The sequence below is a fragment of the Streptomyces jumonjinensis genome (assembly GCF_009600885.1).
Lineage (GTDB): Bacteria > Actinomycetota > Actinomycetes > Streptomycetales > Streptomycetaceae > Streptomyces > Streptomyces jumonjinensis.
Map to the genome: position 1 here is coordinate 15,078 of NZ_VCLA01000117.1, position 22,690 is coordinate 37,767.

The following is a 22,690-nucleotide window of genomic DNA, read 5'->3' on the forward strand; positions in this document are numbered from 1 at the left end:
GCCCCGCTCCCTCTTGAGCCGGGCCCCTTTCTGAGCCGGGCCCCTTCCTGAGCCGGGCCCCTTCCTGAGCCGCGCCCGGACCTCTCGTACTGCCGGCACGCAGAAGCCCCCGTGCGGTCGAGGGTGTCGTCGCGCCGGGGGCTTCTGAGGGCCGCCGCGGGTCAGGGGGGGTGTTGCCACGGCAGCCGAAGACGACCTGGCCCGGGTCAAGGGGGGTCGTGGCATCGACTATGGCAGACGGGGCCCTCTACGCCAAAATCCGTCACTCGGACATAAGCGACAAATAATGATAGATCTTTTGTGAATCCCAGGTGGGGTGGGATTTCTACCTGGTAAATGGGGGTTGAGGTTCGCTGGCGGCGAATGTTTCCTTGATCTGTACCCTTCAGATCCTCGCGACCCGAAGGTGTTATCAAACGGTCTAATCATTATCTTTTGGTCATTTCGCCCCTACGCTCTTCCCCCGTGACCTCGATCGATCGCCGTCGCGCGCTGCGCGCGGGAGCGGGTGCAGCCGTGGCGGGCGCCCTCGCCGCCGGCTGCGCCGCCGACGCCGGCCCGGACCGTACGGCCCAGGACCGTGTTGCCCAGGACCGGCCCGCGCCCGCCGCCTCGCCGTCCGCCGCCCCGACACGTCCCGCTCCGGCGGCCCGCCGCTTCCCCGGGCAGCCCGTGGAGATCACCCATGGCCCCCGGAACCGGGACCGGGTCGCCCTCACCTTCCACGGCGCGGGCGACCCGGCCACCGCCAGGGCCGTGCTCGCCGAGGCCGAACGGGCCGGGGCGAGGATCACCGTGCTCGCCGTGGGCAGCTGGCTCGACAGCCATCCGGACCTCGCCCGCCGGATCCTCGACGGCGGCCATGACCTCGGCAATCACACCCAGCGCCATCTCAGCGTCACCGAACTGCCCGAGGCCGAGGCGTATGCCGAGATCACCGGCTGCGCGGACCGGCTGCGCCGGCTCACCGGCTCCATCGGCACCTGGTTCCGCCCCTCCCGTACGCAGTACTCGACCCCCCTGGTCACCCGGCTCGCCCGCCGGGCGGGGTATCCGCACGTCCTCTCGTACGACCTCGACTCCCTCGACTTCACCTCGCCCGGGGCCACGGCCGTGACCCGCACTGTCACCGGGCTGATCCAGCGCGGATCGGTGGTGAGTCTGCACTTCGGCTACGCGGACACGGTCGCCGCACTGCCCGCCCTCCTCGACGATCTCGACCGCCGCGGACTGCGCGCGGTGACCACCACGGAGCTGCTGAGCTGATGCACCAAGGAACCACTCCACTGAGAATCACCCGGCGGGCCGGCGCGCTGGCCGCCGGGGCCCTGATCGCCCTGCTCGCGGGCTGCGGCACGGAGAGCGGAACCAAGGCCGCCAAGGCGGACCGCACCAGAGCCCCGGCGCCGTCGGTCCAGCCGGTCCCCGCCGGGCTGCCGGGCATGCCCCCGGTGCTCGACCCCAAGGACATCTACGCCGCCGACCGGCCGGGGCAGCTCTCGCCCGTGGTGCGGAAGTTCCCGTCACGGGTGTATGTGCCCAACACCAACGACAACACCGTCTCCGTCATCGACCCCAAGACCTATGAGATCGTCGAGACCATCGAGGTCGGCGTCCAGCCGCAGCACGTGGTGCCCTCCTGGGATCTGAAGACCCTCTGGGTCAACAACAACCGGGGCCACACCCTCACCCCCATCAACCCGGCGAACGGCGAGGCGGGCGAGCCGGTCGAGGTGCACGACCCGTACAACCTCTACTTCACCCCCAACGGCAAGCACGCCGTCGTCATGGCGTCGCTCGACCGCGAACTCGTCTTCCGCGATCCGCACACCATGGACCGGGTGAAGACCACCCCGGTGTCCTGTTACGGCGTCAACCACGCGGACTTCTCCGCCGACGGCCGGTACTTCATCGTGTCCTGCGAGTTCTCCGCCGAACTGCTGAAGGTCGACACCGAGAAGATGGAGGTCGTCGGCCAGCAGACGCTGCCGTTCGACGGGGCGATGCCCCAGGACGTGAAGATCTCGCCGGACGGCAAGACCTTCTACATCGCCGACATGATGGCGCACGGCGTCTGGGTGCTCGACGGGGAGAAGTTCACCACCCCCACGCTCATGCCGACCGGCGAGGGCGCCCACGGCCTCTACATCAGCCGCGACTCCAAGGAGATGTACATCCCCAACCGGGGCGAGGGCTCCATCTCCGTCTTCGACTTCACCAGGAACGAGCTGACGAAGAAGTGGTGGCTGCCGGACGGCGGCAGCCCCGACATGGGCGGCGTCTCGGCGGACGGCAGAGTGCTCTGGCTCTCCGGACGCTATGACGCCGAGGTGTACGCGATCGACACCAGCAGCGGGGAGCAGCTGGCGCGCATCCCGGTGGGCGACGGCCCGCACGGACTCGCGGTCTACCCGCAGCCCGGCCGCTACTCGCTCGGGCACACGGGGGTCTTCCGCTGACGCCGACGGCAGGCCCCCGGCGTGCCTGTACGGGAGACCCGAGGTCAACGCGGAACATCGACCCGCCCACCCACGAGTGACGGAACGAGAGCCGTCGCCGCAGCTCCGCGAGGGTGATCCCTATGATCACAACACGCCTGCGGCGACGGGCCGCCGTGCTCGTTCTCGCGCTGACCGCCGCCCTGCTCCCGGCCGCCGCCACCTCGGCCGCCACCCCCGCCGAGCCCGCCGCCGCTCCCGCCGCCGCCCTGACCACGGCGACGGCTCTGAGGGCCGCCGCACCGCCCAACTCCTGCCCCAGGGTGGAGGCCAGGCTCTACGCCGCCGCCGACGACCGGGTGGCCGTCGACCGGATCACCCCGTCCCCCGCCTGGCGCACCGACTGCCGTCAGCTCTACCGCTCGGACGGCCGCGGACCCGAGATCGTCTTCGAGCAGGGCTTCCACCCCAAGGCCCCCATCGACGGGCAGTACGACATCGAGAAGTATGTGCTGGTCAACCAGCCCTCTCCCTTTGTCTCCACGTCCTACGACCACGATCTGTACAAGTCGTGGAAGAGCGGCTGGAACTACTACATCGACGCCCCTGGCGGCATCGACGTCAACCGGACCATCGGCGACACCCATAAGTACGCCGGCCAGGTCGAGGTGGCGTTCCCCGGCGGAGTGTCCCGCGAGTTCATCGTCGGGGTCTGTCCGGTCGACACCACCCGGAAGATCGAGATCATGAACGAATGCCGGGACAACCCGTACTACGAGCCCTGGCGCGAGTCCTACCCCGTCGCGAGCTGACCCGGCCTCGTCCCGCCTCATCCGGTCCGGCTTCATCCGCCCCGGTCCGGCAACCATCCGGCTCCGCCTGACCCGGCCCGATCCGGTCCTACGCGGACGGCGGACCCTGGCCGCCCGCGAAAAGGGCTTCCGACCCGACCGGCCGGAAGCCCGCCGTCTGGAACGCCCGCACACTGCGGGCGTTCCCCGGCGCCTGCTGCGCCCACACCGCCGCGTCCGGCACCAGATGCCGGGCCGCCAGCGCCAGCGCCCGGCCGAGCCCCCGGCCCTGCGCCTCCCGCTCCACCTCGACGGCGGCCTCCCAGCGCCCGGCGACACCCCGGCCGAGTACCAGCACTCCGCCGTCCGCGACCCACACCCGTACCTCGTCGCGGTGGTGAAGAGCCCGGGTCACCCGGGGATGCTCCCGGTCCGTGATCTCACGCAGCGCCGTCTCCGGGGCTCCCGGCAGCGCGTCGGCCACCGTCACCAGATCGATGGTGTCCATCGCCCGGCCCGTACGCGTCAGCATCGCGGCCAGGAAGACCGGGTGCATCGCGGCGGCCAGCTCATCCGACGGCGCGGCGGCCAGCCGCTCCCGTACCCACGCGGGGTCCTCGTCCGTACAGATCACCGAGTGCGCGGTGAACGCGAACACCCCCGCGTCCCGGGCGCCGTGCTGCCCGATCACGGTCGTACGGCCGTCGGGCGGGGGGAACTCCCCACGCGCCGCGGCCCGCAGAATCCCGCTCAGCTCGTCGCTCATACCGTCATCGTCGCCCACCGCCCCTGGCACCGGACGGGCGGGGAGAGCCGATAATCTGATCTCCATCAGTAGTGCGGTAGTGCACCTAGGAGGGGTGGAAACAGTGGCGGACATCGAAGAGGCGCGCAGGGCGTTCGACCGGTACGACCTGGACGGCGACGGCCTGATCACGGCTGCGGAGTACAAGAGCGTCATGGCGCAGCTGGGCGACTTCCATGTCACCGAGACGGTCGCCGAGGCGGTCATCAAGACCAAGGACGCCAACGGAGACGGTCAGCTGACCTTCGAGGAGTTCTGGGACTCGCTGAACAAGAACACGGCCTGATCCGCCGGAGCGGCTCCCCGGCCGATCGCCGGGGCGTCGTCCCGGACATCCGGAAGGTGCCGTCCCGGATGCCCGGAAGCGAAGAGACCGTACCCGGCAACCGGGGACGAAGAGACCTGGCCGGATGTCCGAGAGTGCTGAGATCGCCCCGAGTTGCCATGAATGCCGCTCCCAGTGACGATCATGAAGTGACCAGCCCCGGAACCCTGGCCCCCGGTCGGACCCCCGGTAGGGCCGCCCGCCGCCGGGCCGCCCGCAGATCCACCCGCAAGCTCGCCGTGCTCGCCCTCGCGGGCGCCGTCGTCGCGCTCTGCGCCGCGCTGTTCGGCGGTCAGCTCGCGGCCCGCGGCACGGGGGAGCTCCGCGTACCCGCCGCCGGTACGACCACTCTGCTCCGTACCGTCGTCTTCGCCGCGCTCGCGGTCCAGCTCGGTGAGCTCGCCGGAGCCCGGCTGGCGGGCGGTGGAGCGCGCCCGCGCGGCTGGTCGGCTCCGGCCGCGCTCGCCGGAGCGGCCGGTGCGGCGGGACAGATCGCGGTGCTGGCCCAGGTCAGCGACATCGATCTGGCCACGGCCTACGCCACCGGTGACGGACGGCTGTTGCTGCTGATGGCGAATGGTTTCTTCGCCGCCGCCGGCTGTGTCGCCCTGCGCCGCCCGGCCCTCGCCCTGCTGCCGCTGGCCCTGGTGATCGGAGCGGAGGCGCTGCGCGCCCACCCGGAGCAGTACACGCCGGAGATCGGCACCGCGCTGACCCTGCTCCATCTGCCCGCCGCGTCGCTGTGGGCCGGGGGACTGCTCTATACGCTCCGGCTGATGTGGCTGCGCCGCGCGGACCGGGCCGACGCGCTCGCGGTGCTCGGCCGCTACGCCCGGATGGCGGCCTGGACGCTGGCGGTGCTCGCCGTCACCGGTACCGCCTCCACTCTGCGGAAGCTGCCCTCGGACGCCATCCTCACCTCGGCGTACGGGAGGGTGCTGATCGTCAAGGGCCTGCTGGTCGCGGTGGTGTGCGCGCTGGCGCTGGCCGCCCGCCGCCGGCTGCTGCGCGGCCGGCTGGACGCCTGGACCCCGGCGCGCGCGGAGCTCGCGGTGCTCGCGGGAATCGTGGTGGTGTCGGCGGTCCTGACGGTGGTGCCCGATCCGCACTGGGTGAGCGTCCGGCTCGGCATCCGCTGACCGCACCCGCGCCCGCACCCGCACGGCACCCGCACCGCCCTGCCCGGCGCCGAGCGCCGCCCCCGACGCCACGTTACGATCCGCACGCGGATACGCACCGAACGTGAGGAGCGGCGTCATGAGCGAGTACGACGAGTACCCCACCCCCTCGCAGGCCGAGGGCGAGGCCGAGGAACCGGCCGAGGAACAGCATCCCGATGTGCAGCGGACGACCCCGTCCCAGGCGGAGGGCGAGCCCATCGCGGACGACGAGGTCTGAGCGATCCCTCTGCCGACTTATGGGGCCATGCGTGCGCCATGATGGCGCTATCGCATCAGCGCCCTGGCGGGCCGAGTCTCCCTGAGGGATGTGCGCGATAGCCCATCACGGCGGTAGAGGCCCTTGCGTATGGCGCCAAATATGCGCCACCATGACGCCATGAACTTGACGCCCTATGTCGACAGCCTCCGCCAGGAGTTCCTGGCCGCGGCGGAGGCGGCCGGCGAGGAGACGCTCCAGATCGCGGAGCGCCTTGTCCCGGCACTCGACTCGGCGGTGCGGCTCACCCTGCTCCACGCGCTGTCGACCGCCGCGGACGAGATCTCCCGTGAGCTCGCCCCCGGGTCGGTCGAGGTCCGGCTGCGCGGCCTCGACCCGGGTTTCGCGGTGACGCGGCCGTCGCCCGACGCCGGGTACGCACCGGTGGACGACGGCGGCGCCGAGCAGTTGATCGGCGACGGCGACGGCACCACGGCGCGTATCAACTTCCGCCCGCCCGAGCACCTCAAGGAACGGATCGAGGAGGCCGCGGGCCGGGAGGGCCTGTCGGTGAACGCCTGGCTCGTACGAGCCGTCGCCGCCACCCTCAGCTCCGGTGCGAAGCGCGACGAGCGGAAGGCGCCGTCCGGCACCCGGCAGTGGAACGGATGGGTGCGGTAGCGCGCCGTGACAGATCTGAACGGCTTATCAGGGAGGGCCGGCATGGCCACGTTCGACACCCCGGAACCCGTCTCCGTCAGGATCGAGCTCGCCTCGGGCGATATCTCGATCGTCGCGAGCGAGCGCCTGGACACGGTCGTCACCGTACGGCCGACCGACGGCTCCAGCGCGGCCGACGTCAAGGCCGCCGCGCAGGCGAGGATCGACTGCTCCCGCGGCAGGCTGACGGTCAAGGTGCCCGCCCCGTCGCTCCATCGCGGCGGCATGGCCTCGGTCGATCTGCGGATCGAGGTGCCGGAGGGCTCCCAGGTCCGGGTCGGCGCTCCCTGGGCGACCATCAGAGGAGAGGGCCGCCTCGGCGAGTGCCGGATCGACACCGCGCACGGCGACATCCGGCTCGACCACACCGGCCCGCTCCGGCTGGCCGCGGCCCGCGGTGAGATCTCCGTGGGCCGGGTGGCGGGTCAGGCCAAGGTCGGCAACGGCTCGGGGAGCGTACGGATCGAAGAGATCGACGGCGCCGCGGTGATCGGGAACGATCACGGCGAGATCAGGATCGGGGAGATCACCGGCAGTCTGCGGATGACCGGGATGGACGGCGACTTCCGTGTCGACCGCCCGCACGGCAGCGTCGAGGTCAAGACGGCGCACGGCAGCGTATGGATCGGCGATGTCGTGCGCGGCTCGGTCGCGATCACGGCTGTTTCCGCCGAGATCGCGGTCGGCATCCGCGAGGGCACCTCGGCCAGGCTCGATGTGAGCACGGTGTCCGGCTCCGTACGCAACTCCCTGAAGACCGTGGACGGGCCCGCCGCGTCCGATGAGATCGCCGAGGTGCGTGCCCGCACCTTCAGCGGGGACATCGTGATCCGCCGCGCCTGATCCCGTCGGTCCCGTACATCCGGTGAACGTGAGACGAGGGAGCCGCAATGATGAGGAGCGGGCAGGTCGTGCTCGACGTAGAGGGCCTGCGTATGAGCTACGGCACCAACGAAGTCCTGCGCGATGTGAACCTTCAGGTGCGCCAAGGGGAGGTGCTCTGTCTGCTGGGCCCGAACGGCGCCGGCAAGACCACCGCACTCGAAATACTGGAGGGCTTCCGTACGCGGTCGGCCGGCCGGGTCGAGGTGCTGGGCGCCGACCCCGCGCACGGCGACGAGCGCTGGCGGGCCCGGGTGGGCGTGGTCCTCCAGTCCTGGCGCGACCACGGCAACTGGCGGGTGCGCGAGTTACTGGCGCAGCTCGGCGCCTACTACACCTGCTACTCCACCGAGGAGATCGAGCGCCCCTGGGACATCGGCGAGCTCATCGCCGCGGTGGGTCTGACCGCCCAGGCGGAGCACCGGGTCAGAACCCTCTCCGGCGGACAGCGGCGCAGACTCGATGTGGCGGTGGGCATCGTCGGCCGTCCCGAACTGCTCTTCCTCGATGAGCCGACGGCCGGTCTCGACCCGGTGGCCCGGCGGGAGTTCCACGATCTGGTGGACCAGCTCGCCGGTGAGCAGCACACCACGATCCTGCTCACCACCCACGATCTGCACGAGGCGCAGAAGCTGGCGGACCGGATCGTGATACTCACCGGCGGGCGGATCGTCGCCGACGGCACGGCGCGGGAGCTCGCCCAGCGGATAGCGGGCGAGGACGAGGTGCGCTGGTCCCAGGGAGGAGAGCGCTTCGTGAAGTCCACCCCTGAGTCGACCCGGTTCGTCCACGAGCTGTTCCAGCGGCATGGAGAGGCGATCGCCGATCTTGAGGTCCGCCGGGCCTCGCTGGAGGACACCTATCTCTCCCTGGTACGGACGACGGCGGCCGAACCGGCGGAGGCGGCCCGATGAGCCCCCTGGGGACGGCGCTGCGCGCGGGCTGGTCCCGGGGTCTGATCGAGCTCCGGCAGTCCTTCACCAACGGCGGCGATCTGTTCAATCACTTCTTCTGGCCCGTGCTGATGCTGATCGTCACCTTCCTCATGCGGGATGTGTCCTTCGGGTCCAGCGGCTTCGAGCTCGGCACCCTGATGCTGCCCAGCGTCCTGGGGATGAACGCGGCGATGGCCATGATCGCCATGAGTCACCTGCTCACGGCCGAACGCGAGGACGGCACCCTGCTGCGGGCGAAGGCGACGCCCCATGGGATGGCGGGCTATCTGGTCGGCAAGATCGTCTCGGTGTCCGGCGGACTCATCGCGGACCTCGCCATCTTCCTGATCCCCGGTCTGCTGATCGTCCCCGGGCTGACGATCGGCAGCGCCGAGGCATGGCTGACCCTGGCCTGGGTGCTGGCGCTGGGACTCGTGGCGACGCTGCCGATCGGCGCGGTGCTGGGCTCGGTGTTCACCAACGCCCGCGCCCAGGGGCTGCTGCTGTTGCCGGTCCTCGGCGTGATCGCGATCTCCGGCGTCTTCTACCCGATCACCTCGCTTCCGGAGTGGACGCAGTGGATCGCCCAGCTCTTCCCGGTCTACTGGCTGGGGCTGGGCATGCGGTCGGCGCTGCTGCCGGACAGCGCCGTCGCCGTGGAGATCGGCGAGTCGTGGCGGCAGGCCGAGATGATCGGGGTACTGGGCGTCTGGACCGTGCTCGGTCTGGTCCTGGCGCCGATCGTGCTCCGCCGGATGGCCCGCCGGGAGTCGGGGTCGAGGGTGGCCGAGCGCCGGGAGAGGGCCCTTCAGCGCATCGGTTGAACGGGTGCCGCATCTGAACGGGTGCCGCGTCACGATGCGGGCGGGGACGGCCCCAACACCCCGCCTGGAGTACCGATATCACCGGCATCGGGGGCACTGGAACGGCTACCTGGCCGACTTCCGAGCGCGACTGCACACCGGAGACGCCCTGGTGCGGATCACCCCGGAGGGCGCCCGCCGCCTCGGCGTGACACACATGGGTGACGGTTGGGCGGAGGCCCGGGTGCCCATCGAGCCGATCGACCACGCTCACGGAGAGTTCCTGCGGCTGGGCGCCGACGTCGAGGTCATGGCACCGGCCGAACTCGGCGACCGCATCGCCGAGACGGCACGAACCCTGGCCACCCGCTACGAGGGGTGATCCGGGACAGGAGGTTCCCCGCGGGTACGTCGAGGGGACCGCCGTCGCGCCTGCCGGCCGGGGGAGGGTGACGCTCGCCGCGGGCGTGGAGGCGCTGCCGGTGGGTGCCCAAGATCGTCGGATATATATCGTAGCTCGATATATGCTTGGCGTATGACACGACAGAACCCGTCCTTGACGGAATCGCAGTACTTCATCCTTGCTGCGCTCATGGACGGGCCGTTGCACGGCTACGGCATCATCAAGGCCGCCGAGCAGGCCACCGATGGGCGGCTCCGGATCGCTGTCGGCACTCTCTATGGCGCGCTGGAGCGGTTGGAGCGGGCCGGGCTGGTGGCCGCCGGTGACGAGGAGATCGTGGACGGGCGGGCGCGGCGCTACTACCGGCTCACGGAGGACGGCACCGGGGCGCTCGGCCGGGAGGCGCTGCGGATGCGGCAGGCGGCGGCTGTCGTCCTCGGGCGCTCGCGGGATGCCGGGGTGGCCCCGGCATGAACCGTCTGCTGCTCGCGGCCTACCCCGAGCCCTACCGTTCCCGGCAGGGAGAGGAGTTGCTGGCCTGCCTGTCCGAGGCGTATCCCGGCCGCTCCTGGCCCCCGCCGAGGGAGGTCGTCGCCGTGGCGCGTGCCGGGGTGCAGGCCCGCGCCCGTGCCGTCGTCGACGACACGGCCCGGCCGTGGTGGCTGGACGGCATCCATCTGACCGCTCTCGTCCTCGCCGCGCTGGCGCTGGTGCCGTACCTCCAGGATGTGTGGCACTGGGCGCTGCGCATCGATCCCGGTGGGCATGCCATCGCCTTCGACTTCTCCGGCTGGTACCCGTGGGCGCACGGCCCCGACACACGGACACGGCTCCTGCCCTACGGCCTGCTTCCGCTGGTCTGTCTGATCGCCCTGCTGCGCGGCAAGCCGTGGATCGCCCTGCCGGCCGCAGCGGCGATGATCTACGCCGGTGCCGCGTTCAACAGCAGTACGCTCTTCGGCGACGAGGGCAAGGCCGGTCTGGGCTACTACGGTCTCGGCGCCCCGATAACCGCCCGTGACCTGGTGCTGTCCGGGGCGCTGTGCACCGCGTGCGCCGTGTTGGCGGCCTGTCGTCCCGGGCGGCTGCGGCGCCGCTCGTACGGCTGGCTGGTCCCCGTTGTGTTCGCCATGTTCATGGCCGGGTCCCTGCACATCATCGCCATCAGCCCGGCCTTCCAGCGCGGCATGTTCGCCCTCGAAGTCGCCGCGCTGATCGCCGCGTGGGCAGCGACGGCTGCCACCGGTGACCACCGGTGGCTGATCCCCGTCGCGGCGTTCGCGTTCATCCGCACCCAGGCGATCGTCATCCAGCCGAACGGGTTCATGCAGTCCCTGCCGGACCTGGTCGTCCTCGTCCTCCTCGTCGCCCCCCTCCCGGCCCTGGCGATCGCCGCCCAGCGCCGGCAGAGCCGGGCGCTCCTCGAATAGGAGCGGATCCCCGGTGGGCCGACCGGACCTCCCGGCCCACCTCGCGCCCCAAGCGGCGCGTGACCGCACCGCGCCCCACGAAGACAGAGAAAGCAATGACTCGGCAAGATTCCTCCACCCTGTCCACGCACCGGGACCCCAGCCGGGCCCCTGGCACCACGATCGAACCCGGCCCTCCGCGGACGGCACGGCTACGGGTCTCGGCTCCGCTGTGCCTCCTGGGGTTCCTGGCGGTCTATCTGATCGCCGTCTGCACGCCGTTCGGGCAACGGGCGGAGAACGCCCTGTTCGGCGAAGGCGACGCCATGCAGGCATGGATCTACGACTGGTCGGGGACGGCCTTCCAGTCGTCGGCCATGCCGCCCCTGAACCACACCGCCCTGCCCACCCTGCTTGTGGGCATCGCGGTCATCGCGGCCGTCACCCTGGCGCGGAGGTGCTGGTGGCAGGGGTGCGCGGCGACCGCGATCGTCGTTGCCACGATCGCGAGCAAGGAACTCACCAGGACGATCCTGCCCCGCCCCCACCTGGTGGACGCGCATGTCTCGCTCCTCGATCCGAGCTTCCCCAGTGGACACGCGGCCGTCCCCATCGCGCTGGCCCTCGGCGCCGCCCTCGTCGCCTCCCCCCGCGTCCGCCCCTACGTCCTCGCGGCCGGCATGCTGTGGCTCGCCGTCACCGCCGCCGCCGTCCAGGCCACCTACCACCACCGGCCCAGCGACGTACTGGGCTCCGCACTGCTGGCCTGCGCCTGCTACAGCCTCGCGATCCGATTTCTGCCGCCGGCCGACGCACCGGACCTCACACGGCACCCTCGTGCGCTGCCGGCGGTCGCCCTGACGCTGTCAGCGGCCGGCGCGCTCGTCGCCGGCGCGCGGACCGACTCCCTCACACAATCGCTGGTCTTCGCGGCGGCGGCCTTCCTGTGCGCGGCCCTGTTCTGGTTCACCACAGCGCAGGGGCCAGCACACACCGCACGCCGCACACGCCCCGCACTGGGCTGACCACCCGGCCGGCTCCGGGCGGGAACCGGCGCATCCTGGCAAAGCGGCGGTCCGACGCCACCGTCCAGCCGCCGGGGGACCTCTCAGGGACTTTGTGCTGATCGCCCGCGAGCCAGAAGTCCATGGCCGTCAGCCCGCGTCGCCCGGCAGGGGAAGGGGCCCCTGTCGGGCGACGCGGGCGGTGCGTGCGCGCGATGCGGCGGTGGGTTCAGGCCGCGTTCGCCTTGGCGGGCCGTTCCCCGTCGCGCGGGGCGTCCGGTGCGGGGGCGGTGCGCAGGGTGAGCAGTGACGCGAGGGCGCCGACGGCGGCGAGGGCCGCCGCGCCGAGGAAGGCGGCGGAGAAGCCGTCGGTGAGGGCGTCGGGATTGCCGAGTTCGGTTGCTCCGTAGGCCGCGGAGACCGCGGTCATCGCGGCCAGTCCGAGGGCGGATCCCACCTGGTAGCTGGTGTTGACGATGCCGGAGGCCAAGCCGCCCTCCTCGGGGCGGGCGCTGGACAGCGCGGTGCCGAGGGACGGGATGAACGCCAGCGACATACCGGCCGCGGCCAGCAGGGAGGCGGGCAGGACGTCGACCCAGAAGGTGCCGTCCGGCCGGGCGAAGGACAGCCACAGCATGCCTGCCGCGAGGGCCAGCAGACCGGTGACGATCAGCGGCTTGGTCCCGAAGCGGGCCATCAGACGGGGCGCCAGGACGATCATCATGATCATGATGGCGACCGTCATGGGCAGCAGGGCCGCGCCGGAGGCGAAGGCGCCCAGCCCCAGGACCTGCTGGAGGTAGAGGTTGAGGAAGAACCACATCGGGATCCACGCGGCGGCCATCAGCAGCTGGGCGATGTTCGCTCCGGCCAGGTTGGGGGCCCGCCAGATGCCCAGCCGCATCAGCGGCTCGCGGCGCTTGGACTGGATGGTGACGAACGCGGCGATCAGGGCCACGCCAGCCAGCAGCACGAGCCAGGTCTCGGCCGAGCCCCAACCGGTTTCGGGAGCGCGGACGATGGCGTAGACGGCGACGGCCAGTCCCAGCGTGACGGTGGCCGCTCCCGCGAGGTCGACGGAGCCGCGGCGGATCGGGGCCGAGGGCATGACGCCCGGGGTGAAGGCCAGCACGACCAGCGCGATCGGGATGTTGATGTAGAACACCCAGGGCCAGCTGGCGTACTCGGTGATGACACCGCCGAGGAAGACTCCGGCGGTGCCGCCCGCCGGGGCCGCCGCGCCGTACAGGGCCAGCGCCTTGGTCAGTTCCTTGGGGCGGGAGCCGAAGAGCATCATCAGCAGGGTCAGGGCGGACGGGGCGATCAGCGCGGCTCCGACACCCTGGAGGGCACGGCCGGTCAGTTCGACCCAGACCTCGGACGCGAGGCCGGCGACCAGGGATCCCCCGGCCATCACGGCCCAGCCGGCGGTGAAGATCGTCTTGGCGCCGAACAGATCGGACAGCCGCCCGCCGAGGAGGAGCAGTCCGCCGAAGGCGATGACATAGGCGTTGAAGACCCAGGACAGCCCCTCCGGGGAGAAGCCCAGGTCGACCTGCATCTTGGGGAGAGCCACGCCGATGATGGACGTGTCCATGATGACCGTGAACTGGGCCAGGGCTATGAGGACAAGCGCCGTCCAGCGGCGCGGATTTGGCGGGGTGGCTGGGGTGGACATGGCTATCTCCTATACCGGAGGGGGGTATCTTCCCTCGGCTCAGCAATATACCCCCCTCCGGTATTTCACGCTGCCCCGTCCCTGTGTCGGGAGTGCGGTTCAAATCGGCGCGGTCTACGCGACTTTGGACAAAGTGGACCTGTCCGTCCGGGTTGCGGTCGGGCCGGGCGTCGGGGGCGCGGTCACGGCTCGCCGTCCGTCGTGGCGTGGCCAGAGGAGGAGGACGCCGATGGCGCCCGCCCCGGCGAGGGCCGCGAGGACGGTCCAGGCGAGGGTGAGGCCGACGTCCGTACCGATCCATCCCGCGATGGGGTAGGTGATCAGCCAGGCCAGGTGCGACAGGGAGAACTGGGCCGCGAAGGTCTCGGGGATGGCGTTCGGCTCGACGGAGGCGCGCAGGACCTTGCCGGTCGGTGTGATGATCAGCGCCATGCCGACGCCGATCACGGTCCAGACGATCGCCGTACCGGTCCAGGTGGTCACGCCGGTGGCGGCGAGGGCCGCGGCGGCGACCGTACCGCCGACGAGGACCCCGGCACCGGTCACCATGACGGTGCGGGCGGCGATCCGGTCGAGTGCGCGGGGCAGCGCGAGGGCGGCCAGGAGGGTTCCGCCACCGGAGGCGGCGAGCATCCACGCCACATCCGACTGCGAGCCGCCGAGCCCGTCGCGGACATGGTTGACGGTGTTGACGACGACGATCGACCCTGCCGCCGCGACCACGAGGTTGAGCGCCAGGACGCCGCGCAGCCGCGGTGTCCTGAGGAAGGTCCTGATCCCCGCCGCCACCTTGTCCCAGGCCCGGGTGTGCGCACTGGGGCGGGCGTCGGGGACACGGGCCGCCAGGACCAGCAGGCCGGAGAGGAGGAATCCGGCGGAGGTGCCCAGGAACAGCCGGTCGAAGCTCATGAACGCCAGGGCGACCGCCGCCAGTACGGGGCTGAGCAGGCTCTCCATGGTGGAGGCGACCTGAGAGGCGGAAAGGGCACGCGTGTAGTCGGACCCGTCGGTGACGATGTCGGGAATGACGGCCTGGAACGTCGGGGTGAACGCCGCGGACGCGGCTTGGAGCAGGCCGATCAGCAGGTAGATGTGCCAGACCTCGGTGACGAGCGGCAGTGCCAGGACCACCGCGGCGCGCACCACGTCGAGGAGGACCAGGAAGGTTCTTCGGGGGAAGCGGTCGACGTACGCGGCGGTGAGGGGGGCGATGACCACGTACATGACCATCTTGATGGTCAGCGCGGTGCCGAGGACGGCGCCGGCGCGCGGGCCGGCGAGGTCGTAGGCGAGCAGCCCGAGGGCCACTGTGGTCAGCCCGGTGCCGAACAGGGCGATGATCTGGGCGCTGAACAGGAGGCGGTAGTTGCGGTTGGCGAAGAGGCGCATGGCGGGTTCCTTCCATGTCCGTGCGGCGGGGCCCGCCCTCGGGCGGGAGACCGGGCCTCGCGGAGGGAGGCCCGGGTGTCGCTGTGCGGCGGTGCCGCCCTCAGGGGTGAGGCCGGCGGACAGGGACAGGGCCCGCAGCCCTGCTGGACCGGGATGGTGGGTGTCGGACGGGGCATGACGGTCCTTCCAGGGCGGGCGGGGGTCGGGGTCGGCGGGGCGCTCGACGGGTCGAGCGCCCCTGGGTTCTGCCACGGTCAGTGGTGGTGCGCGTGGTGGCCGTGGTGGTGGCCCGTGTGCTCGGGCGCGGCCTGGGACGCCCGTACTGTGAACTCGGCGGTCCGGACCGTGTCGTTGTGCTGGAAGTCCAGGTAGAGGCGGTACGTGCCGCCCGATGGCGCGGCGGCCAGGAAGGTGATCCCGGGCCCCGGCTCGGTGGCGCCGTCACCGGGCTCACCCTCCGGGTGGACATGGAGGTACCCCAGGTCGCCGACGCGCAGCGCCACCAGGTGCCCGTACGCCTCCAGGTAGGGCTCCAGGTCGGTGACAGGCTCCCCGTTCCGGCTGACGGTGAGCGTCAGTTCGCCCATCTCGCCGGGCACGAGTTCACCGTCGAGGGTGACGGTGTACCCGCCGACGTGAGCGGTGCGGGTGTCCCCGGGAAGCGGCTGCGGGTCGTACGGTCCGGCGACCGAGGCGTCGATCCCCAGCGTCATGGTTCCGTCGTGGCCTGCCGGGTGGATGTCGGCGAAGAACCTCCAGTCCCCCGGTGTCAGGGTCACCTCGACACTCCAGGTGCCCTTCTCGTCCATCACCGGGTGCACATGCTGGAAACCGGTCGTGTCGCGCCGGACGCCGATGAGGTGCAGCTTCTTCCCGTGCTCGGGCGTGAACCCGGTCACCGGCCGCCCATCGGGACCGGTCACCCGGAGGGTGACCGTCTGCGCCCCGGCGGAAAGGATCGTCGAGTCGAACTCCAGGGTGTACCCGCCCTCGGAGACCGACAGCCCACCCGGACGGGCTCCGCCGTGCCCGCTGTGGTCGGTCATGTCGTGGCCGGAGGTCCTCTTCATCGTTTCTCCACCCGTCTGCTGCGTGCTGAGCGATGCGTGTCTGGCGTTTGTCCGTCGGACATCCGCCAGAACAACATACCCCCCAGGGGTATCCAGATGCGGGAGTTCTCTGGGGAGGGGTGGTGCCGGTGGGCGAGGGTCCGGGACGTTCAGCCGTACGGACAGGAAAGGCCCCGACCGCGCCGGAGGATAGAGAAGCGCTGGTCAGGGCCGCCTGGGAGAGTGAGGGCTCAGCACTCGATGATGTTCACCGCGAGCCCGCCCCGGGCCGTCTCCTTGTACTTCACCTTCACGGCGTCCGCCATGCTGATCATGGTCCTGAGCTGTGGTTTCAGGCTGAGACCAGAGGCCCGTCCGGCCGCCAGGGACTTCTCAGGGACTTTGCGCCCGGCGTCGGCGAGCCAGGAGTCCATGGCGGCCAGACCGCGACGCCCGGCTCCGGGCATGAAGTGAGCGTAGTGGTCGAGCGTGATCTTGGGGGAGGAGTGCCCGAGCCAGGCCGCGAGGCTCACCACGGACTCGCCGGCCTCCAGCTGCACGCTGGCGTAGGTGTGCCGCAGGACGTGGAACATGTCCGACCGCGACGACGCGTAGACCGGGTAGCGGCGGACTCGGCCGCCGTACTGCTGGACCTTCTCCCCGGTTACGGTGAGCAGTCCGACGGCCGCGAGGGCGGGCCGCCAGCTCCGCTCGTTCCAGGTCTTGTAGTAGATCCGGTTCCCGTGGGAGGTCGTGAGGACGAGCTGCACGGTGATCGGGCGCCGCTGTCGCTCCTCCAGAGCGTTGGTCGGCGGCTCCGGGTTCCGCCAGGGGAGGGTGCACGCCGTCGAGGGGAACTGGTGGAAGTGCGCGCGGGCGCGAGCCGCCAGTTTGGGGGAGAGGGGTACCTCTCGTGTCTTGCCGCCCTTCGGCAGACAAAAGTACGGACGCCCTTTTGTGTCCCACCGGAGCTGACGCCGGATGCGCACGACCATGTTCGTGAAGTCGAAGTCCTCCTCGGCCAGGCCGAACGCCTCGCCCTGGCGCAGACCGAGCCCGAGGCCCAGATCCACGGCGAACCGGTAGCGCTCCTGAAGGTGTTCCCGGACTGCGTCGACGGTTGTACGGGCCCACGCCTTGGCCTTCTTCTCCTTGGCGCGTGGGGCCTTGACGCTCTTGTGGACCTTGAGCGGGTTCCGCAGCAGCCGCTGGTCGTCCACGGCGCTGTTGAGGATGGACGAGAGGTGTCCCCAGATCACCTCTGCGGTCGAGTCCTCGACCCGCGTCAGCAGGATCGCCTTGAAGGTGCGCAGGGTGGACGCGTCGATGTCCCGCAGCGCCACGTCGCCGAGCAGCGGGATGAGGTGGTTGTTGATCCGGCTGGCCATGGGGCCGGCGGTCGAGGGCTCATCGGTCCGTCCCGGCCACCAGTGCTCCACGATGTAGTCGCCGACCGAGATCGCGCCGTCGCGGGGGTCGATGAACTCGCCCCGGCGGGAGTCGGTCGTGGCGGTCGCCAGCCACTTCTTGGCGTCCTCGCTGGTGGTGAACGAGCGGTCCTGGACGCCAGGTATCCCCTTGACGCGGTACCGCATACCCGTGCCGTACAGGGCGGTGCGCTCGCGCTTGCCGGTCTCCTTGTTTGGCCGCTTCTTCAGCCATCGGTCCTCTACGTAACCGGCCATGCGCTTGGTGCTCCCTTTGTGGTGCGGTGATTCCTTCCGAGTGGGTGTTGAGAACGCTGGCCGGAGCCGGTCCTTATCCCGTATCCGGAGATTTCTTTGAAGGATTTTTCGAGGGGGAGTTGCGCTATGCGACCCTGCGTGTGCGGGCCTGAGGCTTCTGGAGAAGCGGGTCAAGGGAGGGATTCGACCGTGAATCGGACAGCTCTTGAGCGCGCACCCACTCGTCAAGCACTGTGATCCGATACATGACGCGACGGCCCATGCGGAAGCTCGGCGGCCCTGGCGACGGTGACGCCAGACATACAGGGTGTTCGGGTAGAGCCCCAGATATGTGGCTGCCTGAGGGAGGCTCAAGAAGGCCGTTTCGTGCTGTGGGGTTGTCTGAGGCATGGCTGTGTTCCTGTCGTCCGGCCTTGAGGTGACAGGAGGATGGTCCGGAGAAAGAGAGGCTTGGATGAGCCGGGCCGCCGGTGATAGAGGGTCCTTCGGTAGCTCCCCGGTATGCGCCCCTTCTACGTGACCTCAGTTCCGATCAGCCGCAGAAGCTGCGAAGGGTCGGTGAGGTCGGTGATCACATGATCCGCGCCTGCGTCGGCCAGATCGGCTGCCGAGGTGGTCCCGGAGGAGACGCCGATCACCCGGGCTCCGCCTTCACGTCCCGTGCGGACGTCCTCCAGAGAGTCCCCGACGATGACGGTGTTGCTCCGGTCGAAGCTGCGGCCGTACACGGCCCCGGCCCGCTGCTGTGCAACGCTCACCAGGGCCGGGCGATGAGGATCGTCCGATGCGTACCCGCCGACCGCCGGATCGACAAGGTCGATCAGGTCGAATGTCGAGAGTTTGATTTCCGCGCTGGCCTGAAGATTTCCGGTGACGACGGTCGGCAGAAGATGGGGAGACTTCCGTACCGCGGTGAGCGAATCGACCGCACCGGGGAGCAGCAGCCCATCTGTCAGCATTCTTTCTCGGTGCCACTCCAACTCCCCGGGCATGAGACCGATGATCCGCTGGGCGAATGCGTCCACCTGCTCTGCGGGGACACCGTTCACGGTGAGGAGTTCCTTCACCGCGACCGGCATGGTGACGCCCGTACCCTTTGCCGGAAGCCGCTCCGGGGCGCGGCCGACCACCTTCTCGAAGACGGTGCGGTAGACGAGCCGGTCGACATCGCCGACGTAGAGAAGAGTCCGGTCGATGTCCCACAGGACCAGGATCATGCCGCCGCACGCCCCTTCATGACGGATTCGCCGCGTTCCAGGAGGTCGCGCGCCGCAGGGGAGTCCTCGAACCGCCGGACCTCCCCGAGCATGGAGCGGAGGTGATCGTCCAGGCGAGCGGAGTGCACACCGTCCACCAGGCTGAGGACATCCTGGGCGATACCCCATCCGGCGTCGGGGTTCTTCGTCTGCATGTGAGCGGTCGCCGCTCGGGAGAGGAACTGGGCAGTCGTACGGATCTCCTCCTGGCGCAACTCATGACGAGCGGCGTCGAACGACTCCGCCGCTTCGGCGGGCCGACCGAGATCGAGAAGGCAGCTTGCCGTCTGACCGAGGATCTCGCCCGGCTTGATCCAGTACAGCCAGTCCGGATCGTCTTCCCCACGGCCCTGTGCACACAGCACCCTGGCTTCCTCAAGGGCCGCTCGGGCGGCTGACTCCTCGCGCAGCCGTGCGTGGCCTCGGGCCTGTCGGGTCAGAAGCATCGCCTGGAGGGCCGGAGCGTCGCGGTCGCTGATACTCAGCCGCGCGGTCCTGGCGGCGGTGACCGCGTCCCGTGGATCTCCGACGGAGTACCCATGGATGGCCAGGAAGGAGAGGGCCGCTGCGGTAAGGCGGGAGTCTCCGGAGGAGTGTGCGGCTCGCAGCGCGGCGAGGAACAGCCTCTGTGCCTTCGCGTGGTTGCCGCCATCGAACATGTACCAGCCGGCCTGAGTTGCCGCGTCTGCGGTCGCCGCCGCCAGCCGGCGTCCCCGGGCCTCGTCGTACGAACCGTGCTTCAGCAGCCTGACGAGGATCTTCAGGTGTCCCACCGACGTCGCCGCCAGACTGCCGCTGCCGCTACTGGCGTCCATGTGCCGGAGAGCGTCGGTCGTCGCCTCCAGAGAGGTAATCAGCGGGATGGTGACTCTGGTGCCGTTCGGAGACATCGAGGCCATGGCCTCAGGGGCCGCGATGGTGGATTGCAGCATGTAGTGCGTCAGGCTGGCCCCGCTGAGAGCCAGCACCCCACGGCGTTTCATGACACCTCCGACAGCGAACTCAAGTGAGGTCACCATACGGTCCGTGTTCCACGGCAGAGCGGGGTCGAGAGGCCCGTTCGACGCCCCCCGGTCCGGTTCACCGAACGGGGTCAACAGCAGGGGACGAAGGTCCGCGGGAAGCCCGAGGCCGTTGAGGAAGTCGATGATGGCCTCGCCTCCTCCCAGGTGTTTCCGGCCGCGTTCCAGGTCGGAGATGAACGACTGGGTGAGGCCCGTCAGCGAGCGGACGGCCATCTGAGAGAGGCCGGACCGCCTGCGCAGCAGCCGTAGTAACTCGCCGAAGTCCCAGGCGGACAGGGCCCTGCAGACCTGTTCATCACGCCATGCCCGGTCGGGAATATGCGCGATGTCGCCGCCCCGGGAGCAAGGAGCGCACAGAGGGTCGGGGTTGTACTGGCTCAGCCCGTGACCGCACTTGCCGCACACACGAAACGACGACTTCATGAGCGGTCCTTCCTGCACTGCCTCACCGCGGCCAACCGACGGCACCAGGCTAGGCGTAGGTCGATATCGCTGGAGCGATATCGCTCCAGCGGTCCCTTTGAACCCGGGCGACCTCAAGACTCCTCCCACGGCGCACCGAACGCGCCGTCCGGAAGCACCGCGATACCGAGTCCGAGGGGGGACAGTGACCACACGTACGGCTCAGCGCTCGAAGCGCGTCGCCCTGCTGACCGACGAACAGGCTTCACAGTCGTCCGTCCTCACGAAGCCGGCCGCGTTGGTGTGCTCACTCGGACGAGGGGTGAGGTGCTGGAACCTCCGGAACCCGAAAACGCAGGGCTTCGCGGTCGACTACGACCGGACCACGGCTCCAGGCCGCCCCCTCACCGATGAGGACCGGTCGCGCCCCGGAGAGGTCCGGCGAATCGAACGAGCGCATCTGCGGCTCTGGGGAGCTGACCGTCTTGTCGGAACTGCCGACCTCCTGGTCACCGAACTGGTCACCAACGCCTTCGAGCATGGACGTGGCCCGGTCGAGGTGTGCCTGTGGTGCACGGCCAGCCGCTTCTGGCTCAGGGTCGGCAGTGGCTCACGGATCGAGATCGACGGAGGCTGGCTCGAAGCGCTGGACGAAGATCTCGCCCAGACCGGTAGGGGTCTGCTGCTGGTCGATGCGTTCGCCGATTCCTGGGGACTGTCGGATGACCGCACTTGGGTGTGGTGCTCGCTTCTGACTCCTGAAGGCGAATCCACCAAGGAGGCGATGCCCGCTGATTGACGCCGCTATCGGGCCAATCCCTCCGCAGCAGGTTTCGGACATCCTGCCGTCCGGCTCCCGAGGCAGCTGTCGTCCCCTGCGGCGATGGGAAGACCTCGTGACCCACAGGAGACCGCACGACCCGACGCAGCGCATTCCGGCCAGCCCCTGTCGTTTTCCGGGGAAGGCCGACGGCCGCCGATAGCGTCCCGGCGTGGTGGCACCGACGGCGCCCCGCCGGGCGGTCTTCCCGCCCCGAACAGTACGAACGAAGGACACTCCTCATGACCCACACGACGGTCGACTCCGACGAGGCCGCACGGCTCCGCAACGAGGTCGTGGACCGGTTGGTCGCGGACGGCGCGATCTCCTCCCCGGAGGTCGAGGCCGTGATGCGGAAGGTCCCCCGGCACGCGTTCGCCCCCGAAGCGACCCTGGAGAAGGCGTACGCCCCGTACGCGGCCGTCATCACCAAGACGGACGCGCACGGCGTCCAGCTCAGCTCGGTATCCGCGCCACAAATCCAGGCGATGATGCTGGAGCAGGCCCGGGTCCGCCCCGGAATGAGGGTGCTGGAGATCGGCTCGGGAGGTCTGAACGCGGCCTACCTCGCCGAGTTGGTCGGGGAAGCCGGTGACGTGGTCACCGTGGACATCGACTCCACCGTCACGGACCGGGCCCGCAGGCTGCTCGACGAGCACGGCTATGGCCGGGTCCGCGTGGTCTGCGTCGACGCGGCGGAACCCCTGGACGACCTCGGCGCGTTCGATCTCGTCATGGTGACCGCCGGTGCGTGGGACATCCCGCCCGCGTGGACCGAGCGGCTCACCTCCGGCGGGCGTCTGGTGGTACCGCTGCGGATGCGAGGGCTGACCCGGTCCGTGGCCTTCGTCCGCGTCGGCGGTCACCTGGAGAGCGAGTCCGCGTTCGTCTGCGGCTTCGTCCCCATGCAGGGCTCGACCGCGCACCAGGAGGAACTGCTGCTCGTCGCCGGGACACCGGAGATCGGGCTGCGGTTCGACGACGGTCTGCCCGCTGACCCGAGCCTGCTCGACAACGCTGTCACCACGCCCCGGGTGGAGCTGTGGACCGGGGTCGAGGTCGGTCGCGGCGAACTCGTCGACACCCTCCAGATGCACCTGGCGATCACACTGCCCGGCTTCTGCGTGATGACGGTCGACCCTGACTTGGACACCGGCATCGTCGCCCCCTCGAACAAGTCCTTCTCCCTGGCGGCCGTAGACGGCGCCGACTTCGCCTATCTCACCGTCCGCCGGACTGAGGACGACAAGGGCGTCGAGTACGGCGTCCACGCCCTCGGCCCCACGGCCTCCGGCTTCGCCAAGATCGTCGCGGACCACGTCCGTGACTGGGCCCGCGACCGGCGCGGCGGCCCCAACCCGGTCATCCGCGTCCATCCGGCCGGCACCCCCGACGAGCAGATCCCGGCCGACCGGGTCATCGACAAGGTGCACAGCCGGATCTCACTCGCCTGGCCCCCGGCATAGCCGCGGAGACCAGGTCGTCCCGCACCAT

The 22,690-nt window shown here is 70.2% G+C and carries 23 protein-coding genes; 16 read left to right on the plus strand and 7 right to left on the minus strand.

All coding sequences use genetic code 11. The features are described 5' to 3' along the window. The first annotated feature begins 465 nt into the window (after nucleotides 1-465). From FF041_RS13405 to FF041_RS13415, 3 genes are all read left to right on the plus strand, one after another. Complete coding sequence (locus tag FF041_RS13405) at nucleotides 466-1,266, plus strand: polysaccharide deacetylase family protein (protein ID WP_323391831.1); 801 nt, start codon at nucleotides 466-468, stop codon at nucleotides 1,264-1,266. After that, nucleotides 1,266-2,459 (plus strand): YncE family protein, encoded by a 1,194-nt coding sequence (locus tag FF041_RS13410; RefSeq protein ID WP_153523049.1) that lies wholly within the window; start codon nucleotides 1,266-1,268, stop codon nucleotides 2,457-2,459. The genes FF041_RS13405 and FF041_RS13410 overlap by 1 nt, the downstream gene beginning before the upstream one ends. Nucleotides 2,460-2,581: 122 nt before the next feature. Further along, nucleotides 2,582-3,250 carry an ADP-ribosyltransferase gene (locus FF041_RS13415; protein WP_153523050.1) on the plus strand — a complete coding sequence of 223 codons (669 nt, stop codon included), beginning with the start codon at nucleotides 2,582-2,584 and terminating at the stop codon, nucleotides 3,248-3,250. An 88-nt stretch (nucleotides 3,251-3,338) separates the two neighbouring features. Here FF041_RS13415 and FF041_RS13420 read toward each other — a convergent pair whose 3' ends face one another. Then, nucleotides 3,339-3,995 carry a GNAT family N-acetyltransferase gene (locus FF041_RS13420; RefSeq protein ID WP_153523051.1) on the minus strand — a complete coding sequence of 219 codons (657 nt, stop codon included), beginning with the start codon at nucleotides 3,993-3,995 and terminating at the stop codon, nucleotides 3,339-3,341. Nucleotides 3,996-4,098: 103 nt separating this feature from the next. Here FF041_RS13420 and FF041_RS13425 point away from each other — a divergent pair, with 103 nt between their 5' ends. From FF041_RS13425 to FF041_RS37825, 11 genes are all read left to right on the plus strand, one after another. Next, nucleotides 4,099-4,320, plus strand: coding sequence for an EF-hand domain-containing protein (locus FF041_RS13425; RefSeq protein WP_323371910.1), 222 nt, complete (start codon nucleotides 4,099-4,101; stop codon nucleotides 4,318-4,320). Nucleotides 4,321-4,478: 158 nt separating this feature from the next. Continuing rightward, nucleotides 4,479-5,498: a CopD family protein gene (locus FF041_RS13430; RefSeq protein WP_153523052.1), complete on the plus strand. Its 1,020-nt coding sequence runs from the start codon at nucleotides 4,479-4,481 to the stop codon at nucleotides 5,496-5,498. Between the two features lie 118 nt (nucleotides 5,499-5,616). Continuing rightward, a complete protein-coding gene (locus tag FF041_RS37820) occupies nucleotides 5,617-5,757 on the plus strand; it encodes a hypothetical protein (RefSeq protein WP_194292012.1) in 141 nt (46 codons plus the stop codon). A gap of 159 nt (nucleotides 5,758-5,916) precedes the next feature. Beyond that, complete coding sequence (locus FF041_RS13435; RefSeq protein WP_194292013.1) at nucleotides 5,917-6,417, plus strand: hypothetical protein; 501 nt, start codon at nucleotides 5,917-5,919, stop codon at nucleotides 6,415-6,417. Nucleotides 6,418-6,459: 42 nt separating this feature from the next. After that, nucleotides 6,460-7,299 carry a DUF4097 family beta strand repeat-containing protein gene (locus FF041_RS13440; RefSeq protein ID WP_153523053.1) on the plus strand — a complete coding sequence of 280 codons (840 nt, stop codon included), beginning with the start codon at nucleotides 6,460-6,462 and terminating at the stop codon, nucleotides 7,297-7,299. Nucleotides 7,300-7,346: 47 nt separating this feature from the next. After that, nucleotides 7,347-8,252 (plus strand): ABC transporter ATP-binding protein, encoded by a 906-nt coding sequence (locus tag FF041_RS13445; RefSeq protein ID WP_407698151.1) that lies wholly within the window; start codon nucleotides 7,347-7,349, stop codon nucleotides 8,250-8,252. Further along, nucleotides 8,249-9,097: an ABC transporter permease gene (locus FF041_RS13450; RefSeq protein WP_153523054.1), complete on the plus strand. Its 849-nt coding sequence runs from the start codon at nucleotides 8,249-8,251 to the stop codon at nucleotides 9,095-9,097. Before FF041_RS13445 ends, FF041_RS13450 begins: the two co-directional genes overlap by 4 nt. A gap of 34 nt (nucleotides 9,098-9,131) precedes the next feature. Further along, on the plus strand, nucleotides 9,132-9,458 hold the full coding sequence (locus FF041_RS13455) for a WYL domain-containing protein (RefSeq protein ID WP_153523095.1): 327 nt from the start codon (nucleotides 9,132-9,134) through the stop codon (nucleotides 9,456-9,458). Nucleotides 9,459-9,611: 153 nt separating this feature from the next. After that, nucleotides 9,612-9,953: a PadR family transcriptional regulator gene (locus FF041_RS13460; RefSeq protein ID WP_153523055.1), complete on the plus strand. Its 342-nt coding sequence runs from the start codon at nucleotides 9,612-9,614 to the stop codon at nucleotides 9,951-9,953. Next, on the plus strand, nucleotides 9,950-10,909 hold the full coding sequence (locus tag FF041_RS13465) for a hypothetical protein (RefSeq protein WP_153523056.1): 960 nt from the start codon (nucleotides 9,950-9,952) through the stop codon (nucleotides 10,907-10,909). Before FF041_RS13460 ends, FF041_RS13465 begins: the two co-directional genes overlap by 4 nt. Nucleotides 10,910-11,004: 95 nt before the next feature. Continuing rightward, nucleotides 11,005-11,913, plus strand: a complete 909-nt coding sequence (locus FF041_RS37825) for a phosphatase PAP2 family protein (RefSeq protein WP_228388186.1) — start codon at nucleotides 11,005-11,007, stop codon at nucleotides 11,911-11,913. A gap of 208 nt (nucleotides 11,914-12,121) precedes the next feature. Here FF041_RS37825 and FF041_RS13475 read toward each other — a convergent pair whose 3' ends face one another. The 6 genes from FF041_RS13475 to FF041_RS13505 all read right to left on the minus strand — a co-directional run bounded on the left by FF041_RS13475 (nucleotide 12,122) and on the right by FF041_RS13505 (nucleotide 20,397). Beyond that, nucleotides 12,122-13,570 carry an MFS transporter gene (locus tag FF041_RS13475; protein ID WP_153523057.1) on the minus strand — a complete coding sequence of 483 codons (1,449 nt, stop codon included), beginning with the start codon at nucleotides 13,568-13,570 and terminating at the stop codon, nucleotides 12,122-12,124. Nucleotides 13,571-13,684: 114 nt separating this feature from the next. After that, nucleotides 13,685-14,959 carry an MFS transporter gene (locus FF041_RS13480; RefSeq protein ID WP_153523058.1) on the minus strand — a complete coding sequence of 425 codons (1,275 nt, stop codon included), beginning with the start codon at nucleotides 14,957-14,959 and terminating at the stop codon, nucleotides 13,685-13,687. A 254-nt stretch (nucleotides 14,960-15,213) separates the two neighbouring features. Further along, nucleotides 15,214-16,029: a hypothetical protein gene (locus FF041_RS13485; RefSeq protein WP_153523059.1), complete on the minus strand. Its 816-nt coding sequence runs from the start codon at nucleotides 16,027-16,029 to the stop codon at nucleotides 15,214-15,216. A 230-nt stretch (nucleotides 16,030-16,259) separates the two neighbouring features. Beyond that, complete coding sequence (locus FF041_RS13490) at nucleotides 16,260-17,693, minus strand: tyrosine-type recombinase/integrase (protein WP_153523060.1); 1,434 nt, start codon at nucleotides 17,691-17,693, stop codon at nucleotides 16,260-16,262. Nucleotides 17,694-18,205: 512 nt separating this feature from the next. Continuing rightward, nucleotides 18,206-18,910 carry an HAD family hydrolase gene (locus FF041_RS13500; protein ID WP_153523061.1) on the minus strand — a complete coding sequence of 235 codons (705 nt, stop codon included), beginning with the start codon at nucleotides 18,908-18,910 and terminating at the stop codon, nucleotides 18,206-18,208. Beyond that, nucleotides 18,907-20,397, minus strand: a complete 1,491-nt coding sequence (locus tag FF041_RS13505; RefSeq protein ID WP_153523062.1) for a helix-turn-helix domain-containing protein — start codon at nucleotides 20,395-20,397, stop codon at nucleotides 18,907-18,909. The genes FF041_RS13500 and FF041_RS13505 overlap by 4 nt, the downstream gene beginning before the upstream one ends. Nucleotides 20,398-20,581: 184 nt before the next feature. On the opposite strand from FF041_RS13505, the gene FF041_RS13510 reads away from it, so the two are divergent. Then, a complete protein-coding gene (locus FF041_RS13510; protein WP_323391833.1) occupies nucleotides 20,582-21,175 on the plus strand; it encodes an ATP-binding protein in 594 nt (197 codons plus the stop codon). 263 nt (nucleotides 21,176-21,438) lie between these two features. Further along, nucleotides 21,439-22,662 carry a methyltransferase, FxLD system gene (gene fxlM / locus FF041_RS13515; RefSeq protein WP_153523063.1) on the plus strand — a complete coding sequence of 408 codons (1,224 nt, stop codon included), beginning with the start codon at nucleotides 21,439-21,441 and terminating at the stop codon, nucleotides 22,660-22,662. The last annotated feature ends 28 nt before the right edge of the window (nucleotides 22,663-22,690 follow it).